General features: G+C 73.0%; 17 protein-coding genes. 8 read left to right on the top strand and 9 right to left on the bottom strand.

Annotated features, from left to right (window positions below; all coding sequences use genetic code 11):
- The first annotated feature begins 30 nt into the window (after nucleotides 1-30).
- Nucleotides 31-906, top strand: a complete 876-nt coding sequence (locus ABZ883_RS01000; protein WP_360899342.1) for a hypothetical protein — start codon at nucleotides 31-33, stop codon at nucleotides 904-906.
- 573 nt (nucleotides 907-1,479) lie between these two features.
- On the opposite strand, the gene ABZ883_RS00995 is transcribed toward ABZ883_RS01000, so the two are convergent.
- The gene (locus ABZ883_RS00995) at nucleotides 1,480-2,385 is read right to left on the bottom strand and encodes an EamA family transporter (protein WP_360899339.1); all 906 of its coding nucleotides are present in this window, start codon (nucleotides 2,383-2,385) and stop codon (nucleotides 1,480-1,482) included.
- A 102-nt stretch (nucleotides 2,386-2,487) separates the two neighbouring features.
- On the opposite strand from ABZ883_RS00995, the gene ABZ883_RS00990 reads away from it, so the two are divergent.
- Nucleotides 2,488-3,399 carry a LysR family transcriptional regulator gene (locus ABZ883_RS00990; protein WP_360899336.1) on the top strand — a complete coding sequence of 304 codons (912 nt, stop codon included), beginning with the start codon at nucleotides 2,488-2,490 and terminating at the stop codon, nucleotides 3,397-3,399.
- Here the strand turns inward: ABZ883_RS00990 and ABZ883_RS00985 are convergent, their stop codons facing one another.
- The 7 genes from ABZ883_RS00985 to ABZ883_RS00955 form a co-directional block, all read right to left on the bottom strand.
- Entirely contained in the window at nucleotides 3,400-4,314 is a 915-nt protein-coding gene (locus ABZ883_RS00985) for a DMT family transporter (protein WP_360899333.1), read from the bottom strand.
- A gap of 94 nt (nucleotides 4,315-4,408) precedes the next feature.
- On the bottom strand, nucleotides 4,409-6,394 hold the full coding sequence (locus tag ABZ883_RS00980; protein WP_360899330.1) for an FUSC family protein: 1,986 nt from the start codon (nucleotides 6,392-6,394) through the stop codon (nucleotides 4,409-4,411).
- Between the two features lie 95 nt (nucleotides 6,395-6,489).
- Nucleotides 6,490-7,689: a GDSL-type esterase/lipase family protein gene (locus ABZ883_RS00975; protein WP_360899327.1), complete on the bottom strand. Its 1,200-nt coding sequence runs from the start codon at nucleotides 7,687-7,689 to the stop codon at nucleotides 6,490-6,492.
- Nucleotides 7,686-8,297, bottom strand: a complete 612-nt coding sequence (locus tag ABZ883_RS00970) for a TetR-like C-terminal domain-containing protein (RefSeq protein WP_360899324.1) — start codon at nucleotides 8,295-8,297, stop codon at nucleotides 7,686-7,688. Before ABZ883_RS00970 ends, ABZ883_RS00975 begins: the two co-directional genes overlap by 4 nt.
- A gap of 106 nt (nucleotides 8,298-8,403) precedes the next feature.
- Entirely contained in the window at nucleotides 8,404-9,063 is a 660-nt protein-coding gene (locus ABZ883_RS00965) for a L,D-transpeptidase family protein (RefSeq protein WP_360900188.1), read from the bottom strand.
- Between the two features lie 95 nt (nucleotides 9,064-9,158).
- A complete protein-coding gene (locus ABZ883_RS00960) occupies nucleotides 9,159-9,647 on the bottom strand; it encodes a glutathione peroxidase (RefSeq protein WP_360899321.1) in 489 nt (162 codons plus the stop codon).
- A gap of 116 nt (nucleotides 9,648-9,763) precedes the next feature.
- The gene (locus ABZ883_RS00955) at nucleotides 9,764-11,401 is read right to left on the bottom strand and encodes an ABC-F family ATP-binding cassette domain-containing protein (RefSeq protein WP_360899318.1); all 1,638 of its coding nucleotides are present in this window, start codon (nucleotides 11,399-11,401) and stop codon (nucleotides 9,764-9,766) included.
- Nucleotides 11,402-11,563: 162 nt separating this feature from the next.
- Between ABZ883_RS00955 and ddaH the strand changes: the two genes are divergently transcribed.
- Complete coding sequence (gene ddaH, locus ABZ883_RS00950) at nucleotides 11,564-12,340, top strand: dimethylargininase (protein WP_360899315.1); 777 nt, start codon at nucleotides 11,564-11,566, stop codon at nucleotides 12,338-12,340.
- An 88-nt stretch (nucleotides 12,341-12,428) separates the two neighbouring features.
- Nucleotides 12,429-13,394 carry an acyl-ACP desaturase gene (locus ABZ883_RS00945; protein WP_360899312.1) on the top strand — a complete coding sequence of 322 codons (966 nt, stop codon included), beginning with the start codon at nucleotides 12,429-12,431 and terminating at the stop codon, nucleotides 13,392-13,394.
- Between the two features lie 56 nt (nucleotides 13,395-13,450).
- On the opposite strand, the gene ABZ883_RS00940 is transcribed toward ABZ883_RS00945, so the two are convergent.
- The gene (locus tag ABZ883_RS00940) at nucleotides 13,451-14,425 is read right to left on the bottom strand and encodes an AEC family transporter (protein ID WP_360899309.1); all 975 of its coding nucleotides are present in this window, start codon (nucleotides 14,423-14,425) and stop codon (nucleotides 13,451-13,453) included.
- Nucleotides 14,426-14,625: 200 nt separating this feature from the next.
- Here ABZ883_RS00940 and ABZ883_RS00935 point away from each other — a divergent pair, with 200 nt between their 5' ends.
- The 4 genes from ABZ883_RS00935 to ABZ883_RS00920 are packed head-to-tail and all read left to right on the top strand — an operon-like array spanning nucleotide 14,626 to nucleotide 20,106.
- Nucleotides 14,626-15,432, top strand: a complete 807-nt coding sequence (locus tag ABZ883_RS00935) for a TIGR03084 family metal-binding protein (RefSeq protein ID WP_360899306.1) — start codon at nucleotides 14,626-14,628, stop codon at nucleotides 15,430-15,432.
- Nucleotides 15,429-16,991, top strand: coding sequence for a carboxyl transferase domain-containing protein (locus tag ABZ883_RS00930; protein WP_360899303.1), 1,563 nt, complete (start codon nucleotides 15,429-15,431; stop codon nucleotides 16,989-16,991). The genes ABZ883_RS00935 and ABZ883_RS00930 overlap by 4 nt, the downstream gene beginning before the upstream one ends.
- Nucleotides 16,992-17,014: 23 nt before the next feature.
- Nucleotides 17,015-18,907: a biotin carboxylase N-terminal domain-containing protein gene (locus tag ABZ883_RS00925; protein ID WP_360899300.1), complete on the top strand. Its 1,893-nt coding sequence runs from the start codon at nucleotides 17,015-17,017 to the stop codon at nucleotides 18,905-18,907.
- Nucleotides 18,904-20,106, top strand: a complete 1,203-nt coding sequence (locus ABZ883_RS00920; RefSeq protein ID WP_360899297.1) for an acyl-CoA dehydrogenase family protein — start codon at nucleotides 18,904-18,906, stop codon at nucleotides 20,104-20,106. Before ABZ883_RS00925 ends, ABZ883_RS00920 begins: the two co-directional genes overlap by 4 nt.
- The last annotated feature ends 15 nt before the right edge of the window (nucleotides 20,107-20,121 follow it).

The raw sequence follows: 20,121 nt of genomic DNA, 5'->3' as shown, positions 1-20,121 counted from the left end.
TCTATGACATTCCGACCGGTCGGTAACCTGATGACCATGACCGCCACCGCCCTGGAACCGCGCGCCGGACGGCGCTGCCACAACACCCTGAACCCCCTGCACTCCGTCGTCTACTTCTCCCCCGAGTACGACGACACGCTCTCGGCGATCGGGCTGGATCGCGGCGCCATGGCCTACTTCGCCGGGCGCGCCGCGCCGCTCGGCGCGGTGACGGCGGGAACGGTCACCGCGACCTTCTACAACTTCAACCACGCGGTCATCGCGCCCGTCGTCCCCCGCGCCTGGGACCTCGCCCCGCCCGCGGCCGTCCTCGACGCGCGGCTGCGCATCGCCGACGCCGTCCTGACCCGGCTGCTCGGAGCGGACGGCGTCGCCTCCGCCGAGATCGCCGACGCGGCCGCGCTCGCCCTGCGCGCCGCCGAGGCCTGCACCCGCGAAGCCCGCCCCCTCTACGCCGCCAACGCCGAACTCCCCGTGCCCGAGCAGCCGCACCTCGCGCTGTGGCACGCCGCGACGCTGCTGCGCGAGCACCGCGGGGACGGCCATCTCGCCGCGCTGCTCGCCGCAGGGCTCGACGGGATCGAGGCGCTCGTCACGCACACCGCCACGGGCAAGAGCTTCACCCCGCGATTCGTCCAGCGCAGCCGGGGCTGGACCGCCGAGGACTGGGCCGCCGCGCAGGACCGCCTCCGCGACCGCGGCCTGCTCGACGCGGAAGGCGAACTCACGGAGCGCGGCGTGGAACTGCGCCGCGAGGTGGAGTCCGTGACGGACCGCCTCGACCGCGCGCCGTACGAGCACCTCGGGGCGGAGGGGGTGGAGCGCCTCACGGTGATCGCGGGTGGGGCGGTGGGGCGTGTACTGGCGGGCGGGGGTTTCCCGCCCAAGTATTTCGGCAAGCGCTAGCGTTGCCGCTTACCGGGTTTTTTTCCCCGCCCTCCCGCCCGTGTGCCCTGTGAAGTCACGCGCCCCGACGCAAGTGGTGTGGGGGCCGGGTGCGGGGCCTCCGGGGCTGCACGTCCTGGACTGGATATTTACGTGCGTTTCCAGTGCCTTCGACTGTTCGCCCCGGGTACCGCACACAAATATGCCGAACGTCCAGGACATCCACCCCTCCGACCCCGCCCCCTCCGTGAGCTCTCGCGCCTGATCCCCGGTGGGTGGGTATGGACGGCACCGTACTCGGGCACCCGTAGGCGCAGCGCTGTCCAAGTGCGCAGCCGTCGCCGCCAACAGTCACCCCCACCGGCCGTAAGTCGCCTCAGCCGACCCCGGGAGGGGGTGCGCCGGGGTCCGCCCGCAGGGGACGAGCGGAGACTGCGGTACACAAATTGCAGGGGGAAACCGCGAGCCCCGAGGACGGACTCCGGAGCGGCGCCGACCCCCACAACGCACGCAGCGGGGCCCGCACTTACCGCGCCGGGTACTCGGGCGGGAGGGCGGGGAAAAAACCAAGCGGCACCGCGCTCGGGCCCGTCGTCAAGGGGAGGAACTGACCGCAGGGGGCAGGACGGGCGCCTCGCCCGTGCTCACCGGCACGGTCTCGCGCCGCCCGCGGGCCTCGCCGCGTGCCGCCCCCACGCCCGCCACCACCACCAGCCCCGTCCCCACGGCCTGCAAGGCCGTAGGCACTTGCGAGACCAGCACCAGGGCCGCCAGCAGGCTGACGGCGGGTTCCATGCCGGCGAGTGTTCCGTAGGCGGTCTTGCCGACGCGTTGCAGCGCCTTCATCTCCAGCAGGAAGGGCACCAGCGGCATCAGCACGGCGATTCCCGCCACCGCCGCGACGACCGGGAAGGTGCCGCCCGCCACCACGCCGGGGGCGCCGAAGGGCGCGGTGAAGACCGCGGCCACGGTGAAGGAGACGGCGAGGCCGTGCGTGGCGGAGAAGCGGCTGCCGACGTGCTGGGTGCCGATCACGTACAGCGCCCAGCAGGCGCCGGAGGCCATGCCGAAGAGGACGCCGGCGAGGTCGGCGCCGTCCTGCCAGGGCGAGGTGAGGCAGAGGACGCCGGCCGCGGCCAGCAGCAGCCAGGCCAGTTCGCGGGGCCGCCGCAGGGAGGCGACCGCGACGGCCAGGGGGCCGAGGAACTCCAGGGCGGTCGCCGTGCCGAGCGGGATGCGGGCGGCGGCCTCGGAGAAGAGCAGCATCATGGCGCCGCTGACCGTGCCGAGCAGGGCCGCGGCGATCAGGTCGCGACGCGCGGCCGCGCGCAGCGCGGGCCACAGGGAGCGGCCGGTGAAGGCCAGCAGCAGGACGGCCGAGAATCCGGCGCGCAGCCACGTGGTGCCGGCCGGGCCGACTTCGTCGAAGAGTTCGGTCGTCAGGGCGCTGCCGGTGTGCAGCACCGTCATCGCGGCCAGAATCAGCACCGCGCCAGGCATGCGGGGCATTGCAAAGGTATGCGGCTTCACCCGTCCATTGCAGCGCCCGACGTCTGTTTCTGTCCACGCGTCATAGGTGGACGCATTGTTTACCATAAGTGGATGATCGAGTCCCTTCCCGACCTCGGCAGACTGCGCCTCCTGGTCGAGCTCAGCCGGCTGGGAACCATGGCGGCGGTCGCCGAGCGCACGGGGTACGGCACGTCCGCCGTCTCCAAGCACCTCGCCGTGCTGGAGCAGGAGGTCGGCGCGCCGCTGCTGGCACCGGTGGGCCGCCGTGTCCGGCTGACCCCCGCCGGGGAGCGGCTGGTCGAGCACGCCGTCGGGATCCTGGCGCTCGTCGAGGAGGCACGCGCCGAGCTGCGCGGCGAGCCCGGGCCGGTGGGGCGGGTGCGGATGGCGACCTTCGTCAGCGCGGTCGAGGCGGTCGTGATGCCGGCCCTGCTGCGGCTAAGCGAGCGGTACCCGCGCGTCGAGGTGGAGCTGAACGAGCACGAGCCCGAGCAGACCCTGGAGCTGCTGCTCGCCGGGGACATCGACCTCGGCATCGTGTACGACTACAGCCTGGTGCCACGCACCGTGCCCAAGGGGCTGTCGGTACGGCAGTTCGCCGAGCAGCCGATGCTCCTTCTGCTCCCCGCGGGCCACCCGTCCGATCCCGGTCCGGGCGGCCCGGTCCCCCTGGCGGGGTTGCGCCGGCTCGCGGAGGCCGGGTGGATCACCAACTCCCGGGGCAGTGACGACGACGAGCTCGTGCAGCGCGTGTGCGCCCTGGCCGGCTTCGCCCCGCGCATCGTCCACCGCGTCGACAGTCTCCACCTGGTGAACCTGCTCGCGGGGGCCGGTCTGGGGGTCGCGCTCCTTGCCGAGTCGGGCGTCGAGCGGCAGCGCCCCGACGTCGTGTGCCGGCCACTCGACCCCCTGGTGGGGACGCGTCGCCACTTCCTCGCCGCCCGGGCCGGCCAGTGGTCCTGGCCCCCGCTCGCGGAGGTCGCCAGGCTCCTGGCGGCGTGACTAGCCGGCCGCCCGGACCGACTCCTCCTCGCCCGTCGCGTCGGGTCGGGCGCCGGTGCGCGCGCTCTGGGCGCAGGGCAGCGCGGGATGGCGGCCGAGCAGCACGACGCCGACGGTGACGGCGACCAGGCCCGCCGCCTCCCAGGCGAGGGCTCCGGGTGTGACACGGAGGCGGTCGCCGAGGAAGCCGACACCGCAGGCGATGCCGGCGAGCGGCTGTGCTGCGGTCAGGGCGGGCAGGGACATGCGCAACGGAGCCGTCTCGAAGGCGCTTTGGACCAGCACGAGGCCGGTGAGCCCGATGCCGAGGATGGCGTAGGGCTGCCAGTGCACGAGCAGGGCCGCGAAGCCCTCCACCTCGGCGATCTGGCCCGAGGTGCGCGTGAGGGAGTCCTGGAGCCCGTAGAGCAGGCCCGCGGCGAGCGCGATGACGGTGGCTTCCGGCGACGGGCGCAGCCGCCGCGCGCAGGCGACGAGCAGCAGCGCGATGCCCATGACGATGCCGATGACCAGCCAGTGCCGCAGGGGGCCGCCGACGTGGCCGCCGCCCGTGGGCCGTCCGGCCGCGATAAAGGCGGTGACGCCCAGCGCGAGCAGGCCCACGCCGGACCAGCCGTGCCGGCCGAGTCTCTGGCCGGTCAGATGGCGCGACAGTGCCATCGCGAAGAGCAGGTTCGTCGCGGTGAGGGGTTCGACGAGGGAGAGCTCCCCCTCGGCGAGGGCGAGCGCGCTCAGCACCATGCCGAAGATCATCAGGAAAATGCCGAGCAGCCATTGCGGCATCCGCATGAGATCCAGCAGCAGCCGGAACGACAGGAAGCTGGACAGCGGGGCGCGCTGGGCGGCGAGCTGCTGGAGGACGAAGCCGAAGCCCAGGCAGCACGCTGCACCCACCCCAAGCAGGAAAACGGCCACCTCGTCAACCTCCCGGTGTCGCCGACTGGCCCGACCATAGCCGCTCCACCGGGTTGATCGCGACGAATGCCGGCGACGGCTCCGGCCCCGGCGGCTATGTGCTACGGGAGGTGCGGGAGTCCGCGGTGAGGCCGCCGGTGAAGACCTGGATGTGCCGCAGCTCGGCCACGACGTCGGCGAGGGACGCGCAGGCAGGGGTCTGACGGAGCTCCGGCCGGACGGTGGCCGGCGTTCGGCCGTCCAGGGAGTCCGCGAGCGCGTCCAGGGCGCGGGCCACCCCGGCGGCCTCCTCACGGGAGGGGCGTTCCGCGCCCTGCTCGACCCGGACCGCGCAGGCGGTGACGGCGTCCACGATCCGCTCGGAGGCGGCGACCGCACGGAACCAGTCGGTGTGGGGACCGCGGCCCCAGGGCAGCTCCGCGGCGACGGTCTCGGCGGCGGACCGCGCCTCGGCCAGGGAACTGTAGGCGGCGCGGCGCAGCACCATGCGGTCCCCGGGGCTGCCGCCGGCGGGGGCGGTGAGGACGTGGGCCAGGTACTCCCGGGTGCGCCGCAGCGCCTCGGCCGTCAGGTGGGCCACCCGTGCGGTGGGATCGGTGAACCCCGGCAGGTGACCGACGACGAGCACGATCGCGCAGGCCGTCGCGGTGTCCAGCAGGCGGTCGCCGGCCGCCTGGGTGTCGCCGCCCACCCAGACGAAGGGCAGCACCATCAGCGTGACCACCGAGGTCTGCAGGCCGAAGTGCCGGAAGGAGACGGGCAGGAGCGCGCCCGCGACGGCGGCGCAGACCACCGTCCACCACACGCCTCCGCCGCCCCAGATCGCGGCCAGGCCGCCGAAGACGACGACTCCGACCGCGGTCCCGACGAAGCGGTTGACGACGCGGGAGAACAGCGGGCCAATGTCGGGCTTCACCAGGAAGACGGCGGTGAGCGGCAGCCAGTACCAGTGGTCCGCCCGCAGGGCGAGGGCCACGGCGGCACTCGCCGTCACGCACACCGCGACGCGCAGTCCGTACTCGCGCCCGGCCGGCCCGAGGACGCGGCGCCGCATGGTGGGGACGGTTCCCGGAGCGGGGAGCGGTGCCACCTCCTCGGCACTGGTCACGCCGGGGGCCGTTCGGGCGAAGACCGCGGCGGCGTACTGCAGCGCGCGGTCGAACGCGGCGCGGGCCGGGGTGTCCCCTCCGGGGGCGGGGAGCGGCCCGGGGGGTTCGCCGGCGCGCAGTGCGGCGGCGAGGCGACGCGGGCCCTCCGCGACGCCCGGCGGCAGGGGGCGCGCCTCCCAGAGCAGGGCGATGCTCGCCTCGCACAGTGCCGTGGCGGCCGCGAACCGCTCCGCCAGGAGCAGTTCGCCGGGACGTGCGGAACGGTGCGCCAGCCGACGGAACAGACGGCGCAGGCGCACGGCCTCGTCGCCCCGGTTCATCGCCGCGGTCAGCCGGCGCCGCGCGGCCTCGGCCCCGGGCCCTCCCACGGCTTCCAGGGCGCCGACGAGCGCGTCGAAGACTCCCGCCAGCGCGGCCTGTTCACCGGCCAGGGCGCCGCCGACCGGCCGCGGTGTCCGCAGCACGAGCCGCAGCAGGAGCAGCCAGATCGCGCCCACGAGGAAGTACAGCGCTTTCAGCCAGGGCGTGCCGGGCAGCGGGACCCCGGTCCCGATCACCATGAGGCACAGGGTCTGCATCCCGGTCCGTGAGCACACCGGGCCCACGGTGCTCACGGCGCCCGACGCCAGTCCGACGGCGAACAGCAGGGGCAGTACCCACCAGCCGCTGGGGACGGCGTCGGCGGTGGCCGACCCGATCAGCAGCCCGAGCGCCCCGACGAGCACGGGGAGGCCGATGTAGACGGCGCCGGTCCGGCGCGTCCCCGGCAGGTCGTTGAAGCCCGCGAACAGCGTCCCGAACCCGGCCAGCACTGCGAACTCGACCCACCCCTGGGCCACCCCGATCGCCATCACGGGTCCCGCGGACAGGGCCCCGCGCAGCACCGCCGGCCACGGGACGGGCCCACGCTGGAAACGCAGCGGGTGGGCCAGCCACGAGGGCAGGACGACGCGGCGGCCGGGGCCACTCACAAGCACGGGCATCCTCACTAAGCGCTTCGTCCTTTGTCGACCCTCTTCAGCGTAGCTGTCCGTGATGCCGGCCCCGCGGCCCGGTCATTGCCACGTCATGCCCGGTCCGGCGCACCCTCGGGGAGGGCGAAGGGACCGCCGGCGGCGAAGGTGTGGGCCGCGAAGCGCTCGCCGATGCGCAGGTGTGCCGCGGCGTCCGGGTGGAGTCCGTCGGGGAGCGGCAGTTCGGCGTGGTCGTCGGCGCCGTAGAGCGTGCGGCCGTCGAGGTAGTACAGGTTCGGGTCCTCGGCCGACCGCTGCCCAACGATCCTGGCCAGTTCCTCACGGACGACGTTGAGCGTCAGCTTGCCGTTCGCGCGCTCCGCCGGGTCGCCGGTGGCCAGGAAGCGCGGCTGTTCCGTGGCGAGGGAGGCGGGGTCCAGGGCGGTGGGGCCGGGGGTGTCCTCGTGGATGGGGCACAGGACGGGCGAGACCACCAGGAGCGGTGCGGTGGGGTGGCCTTCGCGGACGGTGTCGAGGAAGCCGTGGACGGCGGGGCCGAAGGCGCGCAGGCGCATCAGGTCGGTGTTGACGACATTGATGCCGATCTTGACGCTGAGCAGGTCCGCGGGGGTGTCGCGCAGGGCGCGGGCGGTGAACGGGTCGAGCAGCGCACTGCCGCCGAAGCCGAGGTTGACCAGGTCCACGCCACCGAGGGCGGCGGCGCGCGCGGGCCAGGTGGCGGTGGGGCCCGCGGCGTCGGAGCCGTGGCTGATCGAACTGCCGTGGTGCAGCCACACCCTGCGGCCCCGGTCCGGTACGGGCGCGACGGGGGCGTCGGTGCGCAGCGCCACCAGTTCGGTGGTCTCGTTGTGCGGCAGCCAGATCTCGACGTCCTTGTCGCCCTCGGGCAGACCGCTGAAGCGGAGGGTGCCGGCGGGGCCGGTCCGGTGGTCGAACGCACCGGTGGCCATGTCGATGGTCAGGGTGTTGCCGCCGGTGACGCTCTCCCGGCCGGTGAGACGGCCGTCGACCAGCAGGTCGTAGACGCCGTCCGGGCGTGGGGGAACGCCCGCGTAGACCCGCTTGGTGGGCACGGTGTCGAGTTCGATGCGGGTGGCCCGGGTGCGCAGGACCAGCCGGACCCCGGCGGGCTGGGCCTCGGCCATGGCGAGCTGCGGGTCGGTGTTCTGGGCGCGGGCCCGGGCGGGCAGCCGGTGCGGGAGTATGCCGCGTTCGGTGCGCTCCAGTTCGAGGGCGCCGCGCACGAGGTCGGCGGTGACGGGGGTGGTGATCCACTGGTGCTCGGTGTTCATGTCCTCTGCCTGTCGGGGTGGTCGGGCTGGTCGTTCACGGGTGCGGGCCAATTGCGCAGCAGGGCGTCGAGGGCGTCCACGACACGCGTCCAGGTCTCCTGCGTGTCGGGGGCGCTGTGGCTGAACGCCCCGCCCGTCTCCAGGCCGACGTAGCCGTTGAAGACGCTGCCGAGCAGCCGGACGGCGTGCGTCCGGTCCGGTTCCGCCAGGTCGTAGCCGCGCAGCAGGGCGCGGGTCATCTGGGCGTGCCGGACGCCCGCGCTGGCGGCCGCCGTCCGCGGGTCGAGCCGGTACTGGGCCGCCGCCCAGCGCCCGGGGTGCTCGTGGGCGTAGTCGCGGTAGACGTCCGCGAAGGCGGCGAGCGCGTCCTTGCCGGACCGTCCCGCCAGGGCGTCGGCTGCCCGGTCGGCGAGTTCCTCGAGCGCGAGCAGCGCGATCCCGGTCTTGAGGTCGTGGGAGTTCTTCAGGTGCGCGTACAGGCTGGCGACCTTGACGTCGAACCGCCTGGCGAGCGCCGACAGCGTCACCTGCTCGAAGCCGGCCTCGTCGGCCAATTCCGCTCCCGCCCGGACCAGGCGTGCGGCGCTGAGTCCTGCGCGTGGTGCCATGATGATGCCCTCCTCTGCCTGTAGCGAGTATGCATTTGCCTAAAGCCTTTAGGCAAATACCGGCAGAGGAGGGTTGGGGAACGGCTTCACCGGCCGTTCCCGGTCGTCAGTACGTGGTGATCGCGGTGTCGCCCGACTCGGTGCCGATCGCGATGTGCGGGTAGCGGTCCGGATCGGCCCACACGAGCAGGCGGCGCATGGCCTCGACGGGCACGGAGACGCAGCCCGCGGTGGGCCCGGGGCCGTTGGCGTGCAGGAAGATGCCGGCGCCGCGCTCCTGTTCCGGCTCGTCGTAGTTGAAGCCGATGACGAAGGCGTGGACGTACGGCTTGCGGTACCTGATCAGGTGCTCGGACTCCGAGGCGGCGCAGTCCGGCGGCAGGGGCTCGACCCACCGGTTGTAGGACCAGGAGGCGTTGTCCTGGCACCAGTAGGAGTCCCGGGTGACGGGGCGGTAGGGCATGCGGGTGCCCTTGGGCGCGGGCTTGATGCCGAACGCGTACGGCAGGTCGTACAGGCCGGTGGGGGTGGTCCAGGTGCTCTGGGCGCGTTCCTCGCCCTCGACGAGACCGCCCGCACCGAAGCGGGCGGGCGCGGAGCCCGCCGCGTGCCAGACGCCGTCGCGCAGGTCCCACCAGGTCACGGTGCCCTTGGTCGACCCGGTGTCCGGTGCCACGGCGGTGATGAGCTGGCTGCCGCCGCCGGTGTCCACCATGTCGTCGGGGAGCGTCAGCACGCGCGGCTGCTCGGCCGCGGTCGTGGCCATGGCCGTGGGCGCGGTCGTGCCCGCGCCCGCCGTGCCGGCCGCTGCGGCCAGCACGGCGGAACCCGCCACGACGAGTCGTACGAAGCGGTCTCGGATCAACGCGGGAGGTGCTCCTCGATCGCGCCCACGACCTCGTCGGCCTCGGGCTCGGTACGCGAACGGAACCGGCCGACGACCTGGCCGTCCGCACTGATCAGGAACTTCTCGAAGTTCCACTGGATGTCGCCGGCCGCGCCCTCGGCGTCGGCGGTCTCGGTCAGCGTCGCGTAGAGCGGGTGCCGGTCCTCGCCGTTGACGTCCGTCTTCTCGAAGAGCGGGAAGCTCACGCCGTACGTCGCGGAGCAGAACGTCGCGATCTCCTCGGCGGTGCCCGGCTCCTGACCGCCGAACTGGTTGCTGGGGAAGCCCAGCACGGTGAAGCCACGGTCGGCGTAACGCTTCTGCAGACGCTCGAGGCCCTCGTACTGCGGAGTCATCCCGCACTTGGAGGCCACGTTGACGATCAGCAGCGCCTTGCCCTCGTGGTCGGCGAGAGACGCGGACTCACCGGAGAGCGTGCGCAGCGGAATGTCGTAGATGCTCACGATTAGAACTCCTCGTCGGGGGACGGGTAAGGGATCACAGACCGCCCATTCAACCCCGTCCGCTCCGGTGATCTTCCCACGGGAGGGTCCCCGGAAAGGGGCAGCGACGCGAGGTGTCAGTTCTCCGTGATCCGTCCGGCCGCCACCTGGATGCGGCGCGTGGTGTGCACGGCCTCCAGCATCCGGCGGTCGTGGGTGACCAGCAGCAAGGTGCCGTTGTACGAGGCGAGCGCCGACTCCAGCTGCTCGATGGCGGGCAGGTCGAGGTGGTTGGTCGGCTCGTCCAGGACGAGCAGGTTGACGCCGCGGCCCTGGAGGAGGGCCAGCGCGGCCCGGGTGCGCTCGCCCGGGGAGAGCGTGGCGGCGGAACGCATCACATGGGCGGCCTTCAGACCGAACTTGGCCAGTAGCGTGCGCACGTCGGCGGGCGGCATGTCGGGCACCTCGGCGCCGAAGGCGTCCAGCAGGGCCTGGTCGCCGTGGAAGAGCTTGCGCGCCTGGTCGACCTCGCCGACGACGACTCCGGGGCCGAGGGAGGCCGCGCCCGCGTCCAGTGGCAGGCGTCCGAGGAGCGCGGCGAGCAGCGTCGACTTGCCGGAGCCGTTGGCGCCGGTGATGGCGACCCGGTCCGCCCAGTCGATCTGGAGGTCGACCGGACCGAGGGCGAAGTCCCCGCGGCGCACCTCGGCGCCGCGCAGCGTCGCCACGACCGCGCCGGCGCGAGGGGCGGCGGCGATCTCCATGCGCAGCTCCCACTCCTTGCGGGGCTCCTCGACCACGTCCAGGCGCTCGATCATGCGCTGGGTCTGCCGCGCCTTGGCGGCCTGCTTCTCCGTGGACTCCGTGCGCAGCTTGCGGCTGATCTTGTCGTTGTCGGTCGCCTTGCGCCGGGCGTTGCGGACGCCGTGCTCCATCCAGTTGCGCTGCATGCGCCCGCGAGCCTCAAGGCTCGCCTTGGTGTCGGCGTACTCCTCGTACTCCTCGCGGGCGTGCCGGCGGGCGGTCTCCCGTTCCTCCAGGTAGGAGGCGTAGCCGCCGCCATAGGTGTTGACCTGCTGCTGCGCGAGGTCGAGTTCGACGACCCGGTTGACGGTGCGGGCGAGGAACTCGCGGTCGTGGCTGACCACGACGGTGCCGGCCTTCAGGCCCGTGACGAACGCCTCCAGGCGCTCCAGGCCGTCCAGGTCGAGGTCGTTGGTCGGCTCGTCGAGGAGGAAGACGTCGTAGCGGCTCAGCAGGAGCGACGCGAGGCCCGCACGGGCGGCCTGGCCGCCGGACAGTGCCGTCATCGGCAGGTCGAGGCCGACGGTCAGGCCCAGCGAGGCGGCCACTTCCTCGGCCCGCTCGTCCAGGTCCGCCCCGCCGAGCGCCAGCCAGCGCTCCAGACCGTCGGCGTAGGCGTCGTCGGAGCCCGGCGCCTCGTCCATCAGCGCCTGGGTCGCGGCGTCCAGGGCCGCCTGTGCGGCGGCGACCCCGGTGCGGCGCCCCAGGAAGTCCCGTACCGTCTCGTCCGCCCGCCGTTCGGGCTCCTGCGGCAGATGGCCCACGGTGGCGGTGGGCGGGTTCAGCCGCAACTGCCCGTCCTCGGGCGCGCTCAGGCCCGCCAGCAGACGCAGCAGGGTGGACTTGCCGGCGCCGTTGGCACCGACGAGCCCGATCACGTCGCCGGGCGCGACGACGAGGTCCAGGCCCGAGAAGAGGACGCGGTCCCCGTGGCCTGCGGCGAGGTCTTTGACGACAAGAGTGGCACTCATCAGACCGCCGATGCTATCGCCCCCCGTGTCCGTCCCGGCCGGCCGCGACCAGGACGGCGGGACCCCGTCGGGACCCCGCCCGCGCGCCCTGGGCGCGCCGCGCCGGGTGAGGGAGCATCACCTTCGGCAAGCCGTTGCCGCCACGAGGGGAGATCGCACACCATGCCGCACCGCAGGGCACTTGTCCGGCGTCCGGGTCCGCGTCTGGCGGAGGGGATCGTGACCCACCTGGAACGGTCGCCCGTGGACGGGGAACGGGCCCTGCAGCAATGGGAGGCCTACGGGGCGGCGCTGCGGGCGCACGGGTGGGAGACCGTGGAGGTCCCGCCGGCGGACGCGTGCCCGGACGCGGTGTTCGTGGAGGACACCATGGTGCTGTTCCGCGGCGCGGCGCTCATCGCGCGGCCGGGCGCGCTGCCGCGCCGCCCGGAGACGGCGGGGGCCGAGGCGGTCGTGGCGGGGCTCGGGATGTCCGTCACCAAGGTGCGTGCGCCGGGCACCCTGGAGGGGGGCGACGTCCTCAAGACGGGGGACACGGTCTACGTGGGCACCGGGGGCCGGACGAACGCGGAAGGCGTGCGCCAACTGCGCGCCGCGTTCGAGCCGCTGGGGGCACGGGTGGTGGCGGTACCCGTCACCAAGGTGCTGCATCTGAAGTCGGCCGTCACCGCGCTCCCGGACGGCACGGTCGTGGGCCATCCGCCGCTGGTGGACGCGCCCGAGGTGTTCCCGAACTTCCTGCCGGTCCCGGAGGAATCGGGCTCCCATGTGGTGCTTCTGGGAGACGGGAAGCTGCTGATGGCGGCGAGCGCGCCGCGCAGCGCGGAGATTTTCGCCGCAATGGGCTATACGCCCGTACTTGTCGACATAGGGGAGTTCGAAAAGCTCGAGGGCTGCGTGACCTGCCTCTCGGTGCGGGTTCGGGGGACGGACACGTAGAGCGGGTTGCCATGTGGGCGGCACGTAACCTACGGTTTCGTAACTTACGATTCCGTAGGTACCCTCAGCGAACCGCCAGGAGCGCAGCGTGACCATTGCCCCGCCCCAGAACACCGGATCGGACGTGTGGAGTGACACCCGGCTGCTCTACGCCCTCGAAGAGGTCGTCGAGACCGAGCTGAACCGGCATCTGAAGGCGGCCAAGGAATGGATGCCCCACGAGTACGTGCCGTGGAGTCAGGGCCGGGACTACGACGGGGTCATGGGCGGCGAGGCCTGGGAGCCGCAGCAGTCGAAGGTCACCGAGATCGGCCGGATATCGCTGGTGGTCAATCTGCTGACCGAGGACAACCTGCCGAGCTACCACCACGAGATCGCCACGCTCTTCGGCCGCGAGGGCGCCTGGGGCACCTGGGTGCACCGCTGGACCGCCGAGGAGGGCCGGCACGCGATCGTCATGCGGGACTACCTGCTGACGACCCGTGCCGTGGACCCGGTGCAACTGGAGCGGCTGCGCATGCAGCACATGTCGGAGGGCTTCGAGTCCGACAACGCGCACAGCATGCTGCACTCGGTCGCTTACGTGGCCTTCCAGGAGCTGGCCACGCGCATCTCGCACCGCAACACCGGCCGGGAGTCCGGTGACCCCATGTGCGAACGCATGCTGGCGCGCATCGCGACCGACGAGAACCTGCACATGGTCTTCTACCGCAACCTGCTCGCGGCCGCCCTGCAGTTGGCGCCGGACCAGGCGATGCGGGCGATCCGCGACGTGGTGGTCGGCTTCCGGATGCCGGGCCACGGCATGCCCGGCTTCGAGCGGTCGGCGGCACGGATCGCGATCGGCGGTGTCTACAACCTGCGCATCCACCACGACGACGTCCTGCAGCCCGTGCTGCGGCACCTGAAGGTGCTGGAGGTCGCGGGACTGGGCCCGGAGGGCCTGAAGGCGCAGGAGGAACTGGGCTTCTTCATGGGCGAGCTGGACTGCCAGGCCCGCAAGTTCGAGGAGCGCCGGGACGCCCTCCTGGCACGGCGGGCCGCCCGCGCCTGACCGAACCGCACGCGGCGGGGCACCCCCCTGGGGGCGCCTCGCCCGCGGGGGCGCGTCTAGGTGTGCCCCGGGCCCAGCGCCCAGGCCGCGGCGGAGAGCGTGCCCATCGACAGCAGTGTCGAGAACATGACCGCGTCGCGGGCGAGGGCAGTGCTGAGCTCGTACTGGCGGGCGTAGATGAAGACGTTCTGCGCGCTGGGCAGCGCGGAGAGGATCACCACCGCGAACAACTGGTGCGCGGGCAGGTGCAGGACGAGACTGCCGACCGCGAACGCGGCCAGGGGCTGGACGAGGGTCTTGATGAGGACGGTGGCCCCGACCTCCGCCCGGATCGCGATGCCGGTGGCGGGCCGGCGGCCGTGCAGCGACATGCCCAGAGTGATCAGTGCTGTCGGCACGCCCGCGTTGCCCAGCAACTCGACCGAGTGGCCGAGGGCGACAGGAAGCCGCCAGCCGGTGGCGGAGACCGCGCACCCCAGTGCCGTGCCCAGGATGACGGGGGTGCGCAGCGGCAGCAGCAGCATGCGGACCGCGCCCCGCTCCCCCCACCGCCCGCCGGCGCCGGCGCCGGCGGTTCCGGCGGTGCCCGCATCGAGCGCGGTCAGGATCACCGGGGTGACCAGCAGCACCTGGAACAGCAGTACAGGAGCGACGAACGACGCGTCGCCGAGGATCTGCACCGCGACCGGGATGCCCAGGTTGGCCGAGTTGACGTAACCGGCGGCCATGCCGCCGATCGCCTGGTCGGGCAGGCCCCGACCGAAAATCCACCGGCTCACGGCGAACCCGAGCAGGCAGGCCAGTGCCGTTCCCGCCGCGAAGGCGATCATGGACATGTTCGCGAAGGTTCCCAAGGGTGTCCCGGCGACCATGGTGAACAGGGCAGCCGGCATGGCCACGTTGAAGACGAAGCCGCCGAGCACGGACTCCGCCTGCGGGCCCAGCAGCCCGCTGCGGCCGACCGCGTAGCCCGCCGCGCTGAGCGCCCATATGGGGACGAAACCGGAGAGCAGTGGTGGCAGGGTGTGCATGGAACCTCGGTTTGTCCGACAGGCAATCGGGCCGAGGCCGGAATCCCCGGGAGGCCCGGTGCAGTCAATCAGGCGGCCCCCGGGCCGGCGCGCGGGGGCCGGTATGAAAAATCATGCAAGCACGCTTGATTGTTTCTGCGGGCGGTGCCAGCCTGTGACGCACCACGGCTTCGCTGACGCCGCGTCAACCAGGGGGACCCGTGTCCGACCCCACACCCGTACTGGACGACCTGCGGGACGAGAGCGAGGGGCTGGACGCCCTCGTGGCCCCGCTGGAGGCGTCCGCCTGGGCCACGCCCACACCCGCTCCCGGCTGGACGGTCGCTCATCAGATCGCGCACCTGGCCTGGACGGACAGGCAGGCGCTGCTCGCCGCGACCGATCCGGCCGGCTTCGGAGCCGAGGTCGGCAAGGCCGCGTCCGCGATCGACACCTTCGTCGACGAAGGCGCGGAGGAGGGCGCGGCGCTGCCGCCCGCCGAGCTGCTGGAGCGCTGGCGTGCCGGCCGGAGCGCCCTCCAGGAGGCCCTGCGGGCACAGCCGCCCGGCGCGCGCCTGCCCTGGTTCGGGCCGCCCATGGGGGTGGCCTCGATGGCCTCGGCCCGGCTGATGGAGAGCTGGGCGCACGGCGAGGACGTCGCGGACGCCCTCGGGGTGCGCCGGGAGCCGACGACGCGGCTGCGGCACGTGGCACGGATCGCCGTGCGGGCCAGGGACTACGCCCACGCCGTCAACGGGCTCACGCCGCCCGCCGAGGAGTTCCGGGTGGAACTGACTGCCCCGGACGGCACCTTGTGGACGTTCGGGCCCGAGGACGCCGTCCAGCGCGTGACGGGCCCCGCCCTCGACCTGTGCCTGCTGGCCACCCGGCGCCGGCACCGCGACGACCTGGCACTGCGGGCGCAGGGCGCCGGCGCCGACCGCTGGCTGGACATCGCGCAGGCCTTCGCCGGGCCACCCGGTGAAGGACGCAAGCCACGTGATCCGCGGCAGGAGGCGACGAAATGACCGGGGACAACCGGGCGATCATGCTGGAGCGCCTCGCCGGGATCGAGGCCGAGCACGAGAAGGCGCTCGCCGGCGGCGGCCCCAAGTACGTCGAACGGCACCGCGGCCGGGGCAAACTGACCGCCCGCGAGCGGGTGGAACTGCTGCTCGACCCGGACACGCCGTTCCTGGAGCTGTCGCCGCTGGCGGCGTGGGGCAGCGACTACCCCGTCGGCGCCTCGCTGGTCACCGGCATCGGAGTCGTCGAGGGCACCGAGTGCGTGATCACCGCCAACGACCCGACGGTGCGCGGCGGCGCGAGCAACCCGTGGACGCTCAAGAAGGCGCTGCGGGCCAATGAGATCGCGCTCGCCAACCGGCTGCCCCTGGTCAACCTGGTGGAGTCGGGCGGGGCGGACCTGCCCAGCCAGAAGGAGATCTTCATTCCGGGCGGCGCGCTCTTCCGCGACCTGACGCGGCTTTCGGCGGCCGGCATCCCCACCGTGGCCGTCGTGTTCGGCAACTCGACCGCCGGCGGCGCCTATGTGCCCGGCATGTCCGACCACGTCGTCATGGTCAAGGAGCGCTCCAAGGTGTTCCTCGGCGGCCCGCCGCTGGTGAGGATGGCGACCGGCGAGGAGAGCGACGACGAGTCGCTGGGCGGCGCCGACATGCACGCCCGGGTGTCCGGGCTGGCCGACTACTTCGCCCTGGACGAGCCGGACGCGCTGCGCACCGCCCGCCGCGTCGTGGCCCGGCTTGGCTGGCGCAAGCAGGGCCCGGCGCCGGAGGCCGCCTACGACCCGCCACTGCACGACGAGGACGACCTGCTGGACATCGTCCCCGGTGACCTCAAGACCCCCTTCGACCCCCGCGAGGTCGTCGCCCGCGTCGTCGACGGTTCCCTGTTCGACGAGTTCAAGCCGCTGTACGGGACGAGCCTGGTCACCGGCTGGGCCCAGGTGCACGGCTATCGCGTCGGCATCCTGGCCAACGCACAAGGGGTGCTGTTCAGCGCGGAGTCGCAGAAGGCGGCGCAGTTCATCCAGCTCGCCAATCAGCGCGACATCCCGCTGCTGTTCCTGCACAACACCACCGGCTACATGGTGGGCCGCGAGTACGAGCAGGGCGGCATCATCAAGCACGGCGCGATGATGATCAACGCGGTGTCCAATTCGCGGGTCCCGCACATCTCCGTGCTCATGGGTGCCAGTTACGGCGCCGGGCACTACGGCATGTGCGGCCGGGCCTACGACCCGCGCTTCCTGTTCGCCTGGCCGAGCGCGAAGTCGGCCGTCATGGGCCCGCAGCAGCTCGCGGGCGTGCTGTCGATCGTGGCGCGGCAGTCGGCGGCGGCCAGGGGCCTGCCCTTCGACGAGGAGGCCGACGCGGGCCTGCGCGCCATGGTGGAGCAGCAGATCGAGTCCGAGTCCCTGCCGATGTTCCTGTCGGGGCGGCTGTACGACGACGGGGTGATCGACCCGCGCGACACACGCACGGTGCTCGGCATGTGCCTGTCGGCGATCCACAGCGCACCCGTCGAGGGCACGCGCGGCGGCTTCGGCGTCTTCCGGATGTGAGTGGTGTGAGGGGCAGCGTGACCGTGATCGCATCAGTGCTGGTGGCCAATCGCGGCGAGATCGCCCGCCGCGTCTTCCGCACCTGCCGCGACCTGGGCATCGCCACGGTCGCCGTGTACTCGGACGCGGACGCGGGGGCGGCGCACGTACGGGAGGCCGACGCCGCCGTGCGCCTACCGGGAGACGCCCCGGCCGACACCTATCTGCGCGGCGACCTGATCGTGAAGGCCGCCCTGGCTGCCGGTGCCGACGCCGTGCACCCTGGTTACGGATTCCTGTCGGAGAACGCCGAGTTCGCCCGGGCCGTCATCGCCGCGGGCCTCACCTGGATCGGCCCGGCCCCGGAGGCCATCGAGGCGATGGGCTCGAAGACCCGCGCCAAGCGCCTGATGGCCGCGGCCGGTGTCCCGGTGCTGGAGGCCGGTCCCGACGACCTGCCGCTCCTGGTCAAGGCGGCCGCCGGGGGCGGCGGACGCGGCATGCGCGTCGTACGCGAAGCGGCCGCCCTCGACGCGGAGATGGCCGCCGCCCGCGCCGAGGCGCTGTCCGCGTTCGGCGACGACGAGGTCTTCCTGGAGCCGTACGTCGAGGACGGGCGCCACATCGAGGTCCAGGTGCTGGCGGACGCGCACGGCACCGTATGGACGCTGGGCGAGCGCGACTGCTCGGTGCAGCGCCGCCACCAGAAGGTGATCGAGGAGACCCCGGCCCCCGGCATCGGCGACGGACTGCGCCGCACCCTGCACGAGGCCGCCGAGGCGGCGACGCGGGCCATCGACTACACCGGCGCGGGAACGGTGGAGTTCCTGGTCTCCGCGGACGGCCGCCCGTACTTCCTGGAGATGAACACCCGCCTCCAGGTGGAGCACCCGGTGACCGAGTGCGTCTTCGGGGTCGACCTCGTCGCCCTGCAACTGGACATCGCCGAGGGCGGCCGCCTGCCGGCCGCTCCCCCGCGCCCTTCCGGGCACGCCGTGGAGGCACGCCTGTACGCGGAGGACCCGGCGCGCGACTGGCAGCCGCAGACCGGCGTCCTGCACCGGTTCGCGCTGCCCGCGATGCCCGGCCTGCGCGTGGACGCCGGCTTCACGAACGGGGACCGCGTCGGCGTGCACTACGACGCGATGCTCGCCAAGGTGATCGTCCACGCCCCCACCCGCGAACGGGCCCTGCGGCAGCTCGCCGGCGCTCTGGAACGGGCCCGCCTGCACGGCCTGGTCACCAACCGCGACCTGCTCGTACGCGTGCTGCGCGACCCCGACTTCGCGGCCGGGCGGCTGTCCACGGCGTTCCTCGAACGGCTCGGCCCGGCCGCCCCCGCGGACCCCGGCACCGTGCGGCTGGCCGCGCTGGCCGCCGCCCTGGCCGACGCGTCCGGGCGGCACGCCCTGGGCGGCTGGCGCAATGTGCCGTCGGCGCCGCAGCGCAAAACGTACCGCGCCGAGCCCGACGGGACGGAGCACGAGGTCCGCTACCGCCTCGGACGCGACGGCCTGACCGCAGAGGGCCAACCGGACGTGCGGCTGCTGTCCGCGGCCGCGCACGAGGTCGTCCTGGAGGTCTCCGGCATCCGCCGCGCCTTCGAGGTCACCGCGTACGGGGCCGAGGTGCACGTCGACAGTCCCACGGGCGGGCACCGCTTGACCGCACTACCGCGCTTCCCCGATCCCGTGGACAGGATCGCGCCCGGCTCCCTGCTGGCGCCGATGCCGGGCACGGTCGTCCGGATCGCCGAGGTGGCGGTCGGCGACAAGGTGGCGGCCGGTCAGCCGCTGCTGTGGCTGGAGGCCATGAAGATGGAGCACCGCGTCGCCGCCCCGGCGGACGGCGTGCTCACCGCACTGCACGCCGAGGTCGGCCGCCAGGTCGACGTCGGGACCGTACTCGCCGTCGTTCAGGAGGAGGGCTCGGCATGAGCGGGATCACCGCTGCGAGCGGACCGGCAGGCACCTTTGACAACGCCCTGGTGGAGAGCGAGGAACGGCGCGCCCTGCGCAAGGCGGTCTCCGACCTCGGCCGCCGCTATGGGCGCGGCTATTTCGCCACGGCGGCCCGGGAGGGCAAGCACACCGACGAGCTGTGGCAGGAGGCCGGCGCCCTCGGCTACCTCGGCGTCAACCTGCCGGAGGAGTACGGCGGCGGGGGCGGCGGACTGGCCGAACTGGCCATCGTCCTGGAGGAGCTGGGCGCGGCGGGCTGCCCGCTGCTGCTGCTCATCGTCTCGCCCGCGATCTGCGGCACGGTGATCGCGCGCTTCGGCACCGAGGAGCAGAAGCGGCAGTGGCTGCCGGGGCTGGCCGACGGGTCGGTCCGCATGGCCTTCGGCATCACCGAGCCCGACGCGGGCTCCAACTCGCACCGGCTGACCACCACCGCGCGCCGCGACGGCTCGGACTGGCTGCTCACCGGGCGCAAGGTCTTCGTGTCCGGCGTCGACATCGCGGACGCCACGCTCGTCGTGGGCCGCACCGAGGACGCCCGCACGGGCCGGCTCAAGCCCTGCCTGTTCATCGTCCCGCGCGAGACCCCGGGCTTCGAGTTCCGGCAGATCGAGATGGAACTGTCGGCCCCGGAGAAGCAGTTCCAGCTCTTCCTGGACGATGTGCGGCTGCCGGCCGAGTCCCTGGTGGGCGACGAGGACGCGGGCCTGCTCCAGCTCTTCGCGGGGCTCAACCCCGAACGCGTGATGACCGCCGCCTTCTCGATCGGCATGGGCCGGCACGCGCTGGAGAAGGCCGTCGACTACGCCCGTACACGGCAGGTGTGGCAGGCGCCCATCGGCGCGCATCAGGCGATCGCCCACCCTCTGGCGCAGGCGCACATCGAACTCGAACTGGCCCGCCTGATGATGCAGAAGGCCGCCTTCCTCTACGACGCCGGTGACGACGCGGCCGCGGGCGAGGCCGCCAACATGGCGAAGTACGCCGCCGCCGAGGCGGGCGCGAGGGCGGTGGACCAGGCCGTGCACACGCTGGGGGGCAACGGCCTCACCACCGAGTACGGTCTGGCGTCGATGCTCACGGCGTCGCGTGTGGGCCGCATCGCGCCCGTCAGCCGGGAGATGATCCTCAACTACGTCTCGCACCACACGCTGGGCCTGCCCAAGTCCTACTGAGCACGTCCTATCGAG

This window comes from Streptomyces sp. NPDC046977, assembly GCF_040644455.1.
Taxonomy (GTDB): Bacteria; Actinomycetota; Actinomycetes; order Streptomycetales; family Streptomycetaceae; genus Actinacidiphila.
Note: the sequence above shows the minus strand (reverse complement) of the source record. Positions and strands in the feature narration are given on the sequence as shown.

Coding starts and splice junctions, on each gene's coding strand:
- ABZ883_RS01000 (WP_360899342.1), top strand. CDS start 31: ATGACCATGACCGCCACCGCCCTGGAACCGCGCGCCGGACGGCGCTGC.
- ABZ883_RS00995 (WP_360899339.1), bottom strand. CDS start 2,385: ATGCCTGGCGCGGTGCTGATTCTGGCCGCGATGACGGTGCTGCACACC.
- ABZ883_RS00990 (WP_360899336.1), top strand. CDS start 2,488: ATGATCGAGTCCCTTCCCGACCTCGGCAGACTGCGCCTCCTGGTCGAG.
- ABZ883_RS00975 (WP_360899327.1), bottom strand. CDS start 7,689: ATGAACACCGAGCACCAGTGGATCACCACCCCCGTCACCGCCGACCTC.
- ABZ883_RS00970 (WP_360899324.1), bottom strand. CDS start 8,297: ATGGCACCACGCGCAGGACTCAGCGCCGCACGCCTGGTCCGGGCGGGA.
- ABZ883_RS00965 (WP_360900188.1), bottom strand. CDS start 9,063: ATGGCCACGACCGCGGCCGAGCAGCCGCGCGTGCTGACGCTCCCCGAC.
- ABZ883_RS00955 (WP_360899318.1), bottom strand. CDS start 11,401: ATGAGTGCCACTCTTGTCGTCAAAGACCTCGCCGCAGGCCACGGGGAC.
- ddaH (WP_360899315.1), top strand. CDS start 11,564: ATGCCGCACCGCAGGGCACTTGTCCGGCGTCCGGGTCCGCGTCTGGCG.
- ABZ883_RS00940 (WP_360899309.1), bottom strand. CDS start 14,425: ATGCACACCCTGCCACCACTGCTCTCCGGTTTCGTCCCCATATGGGCG.
- ABZ883_RS00930 (WP_360899303.1), top strand. CDS start 15,429: ATGACCGGGGACAACCGGGCGATCATGCTGGAGCGCCTCGCCGGGATC.
- ABZ883_RS00920 (WP_360899297.1), top strand. CDS start 18,904: ATGAGCGGGATCACCGCTGCGAGCGGACCGGCAGGCACCTTTGACAAC.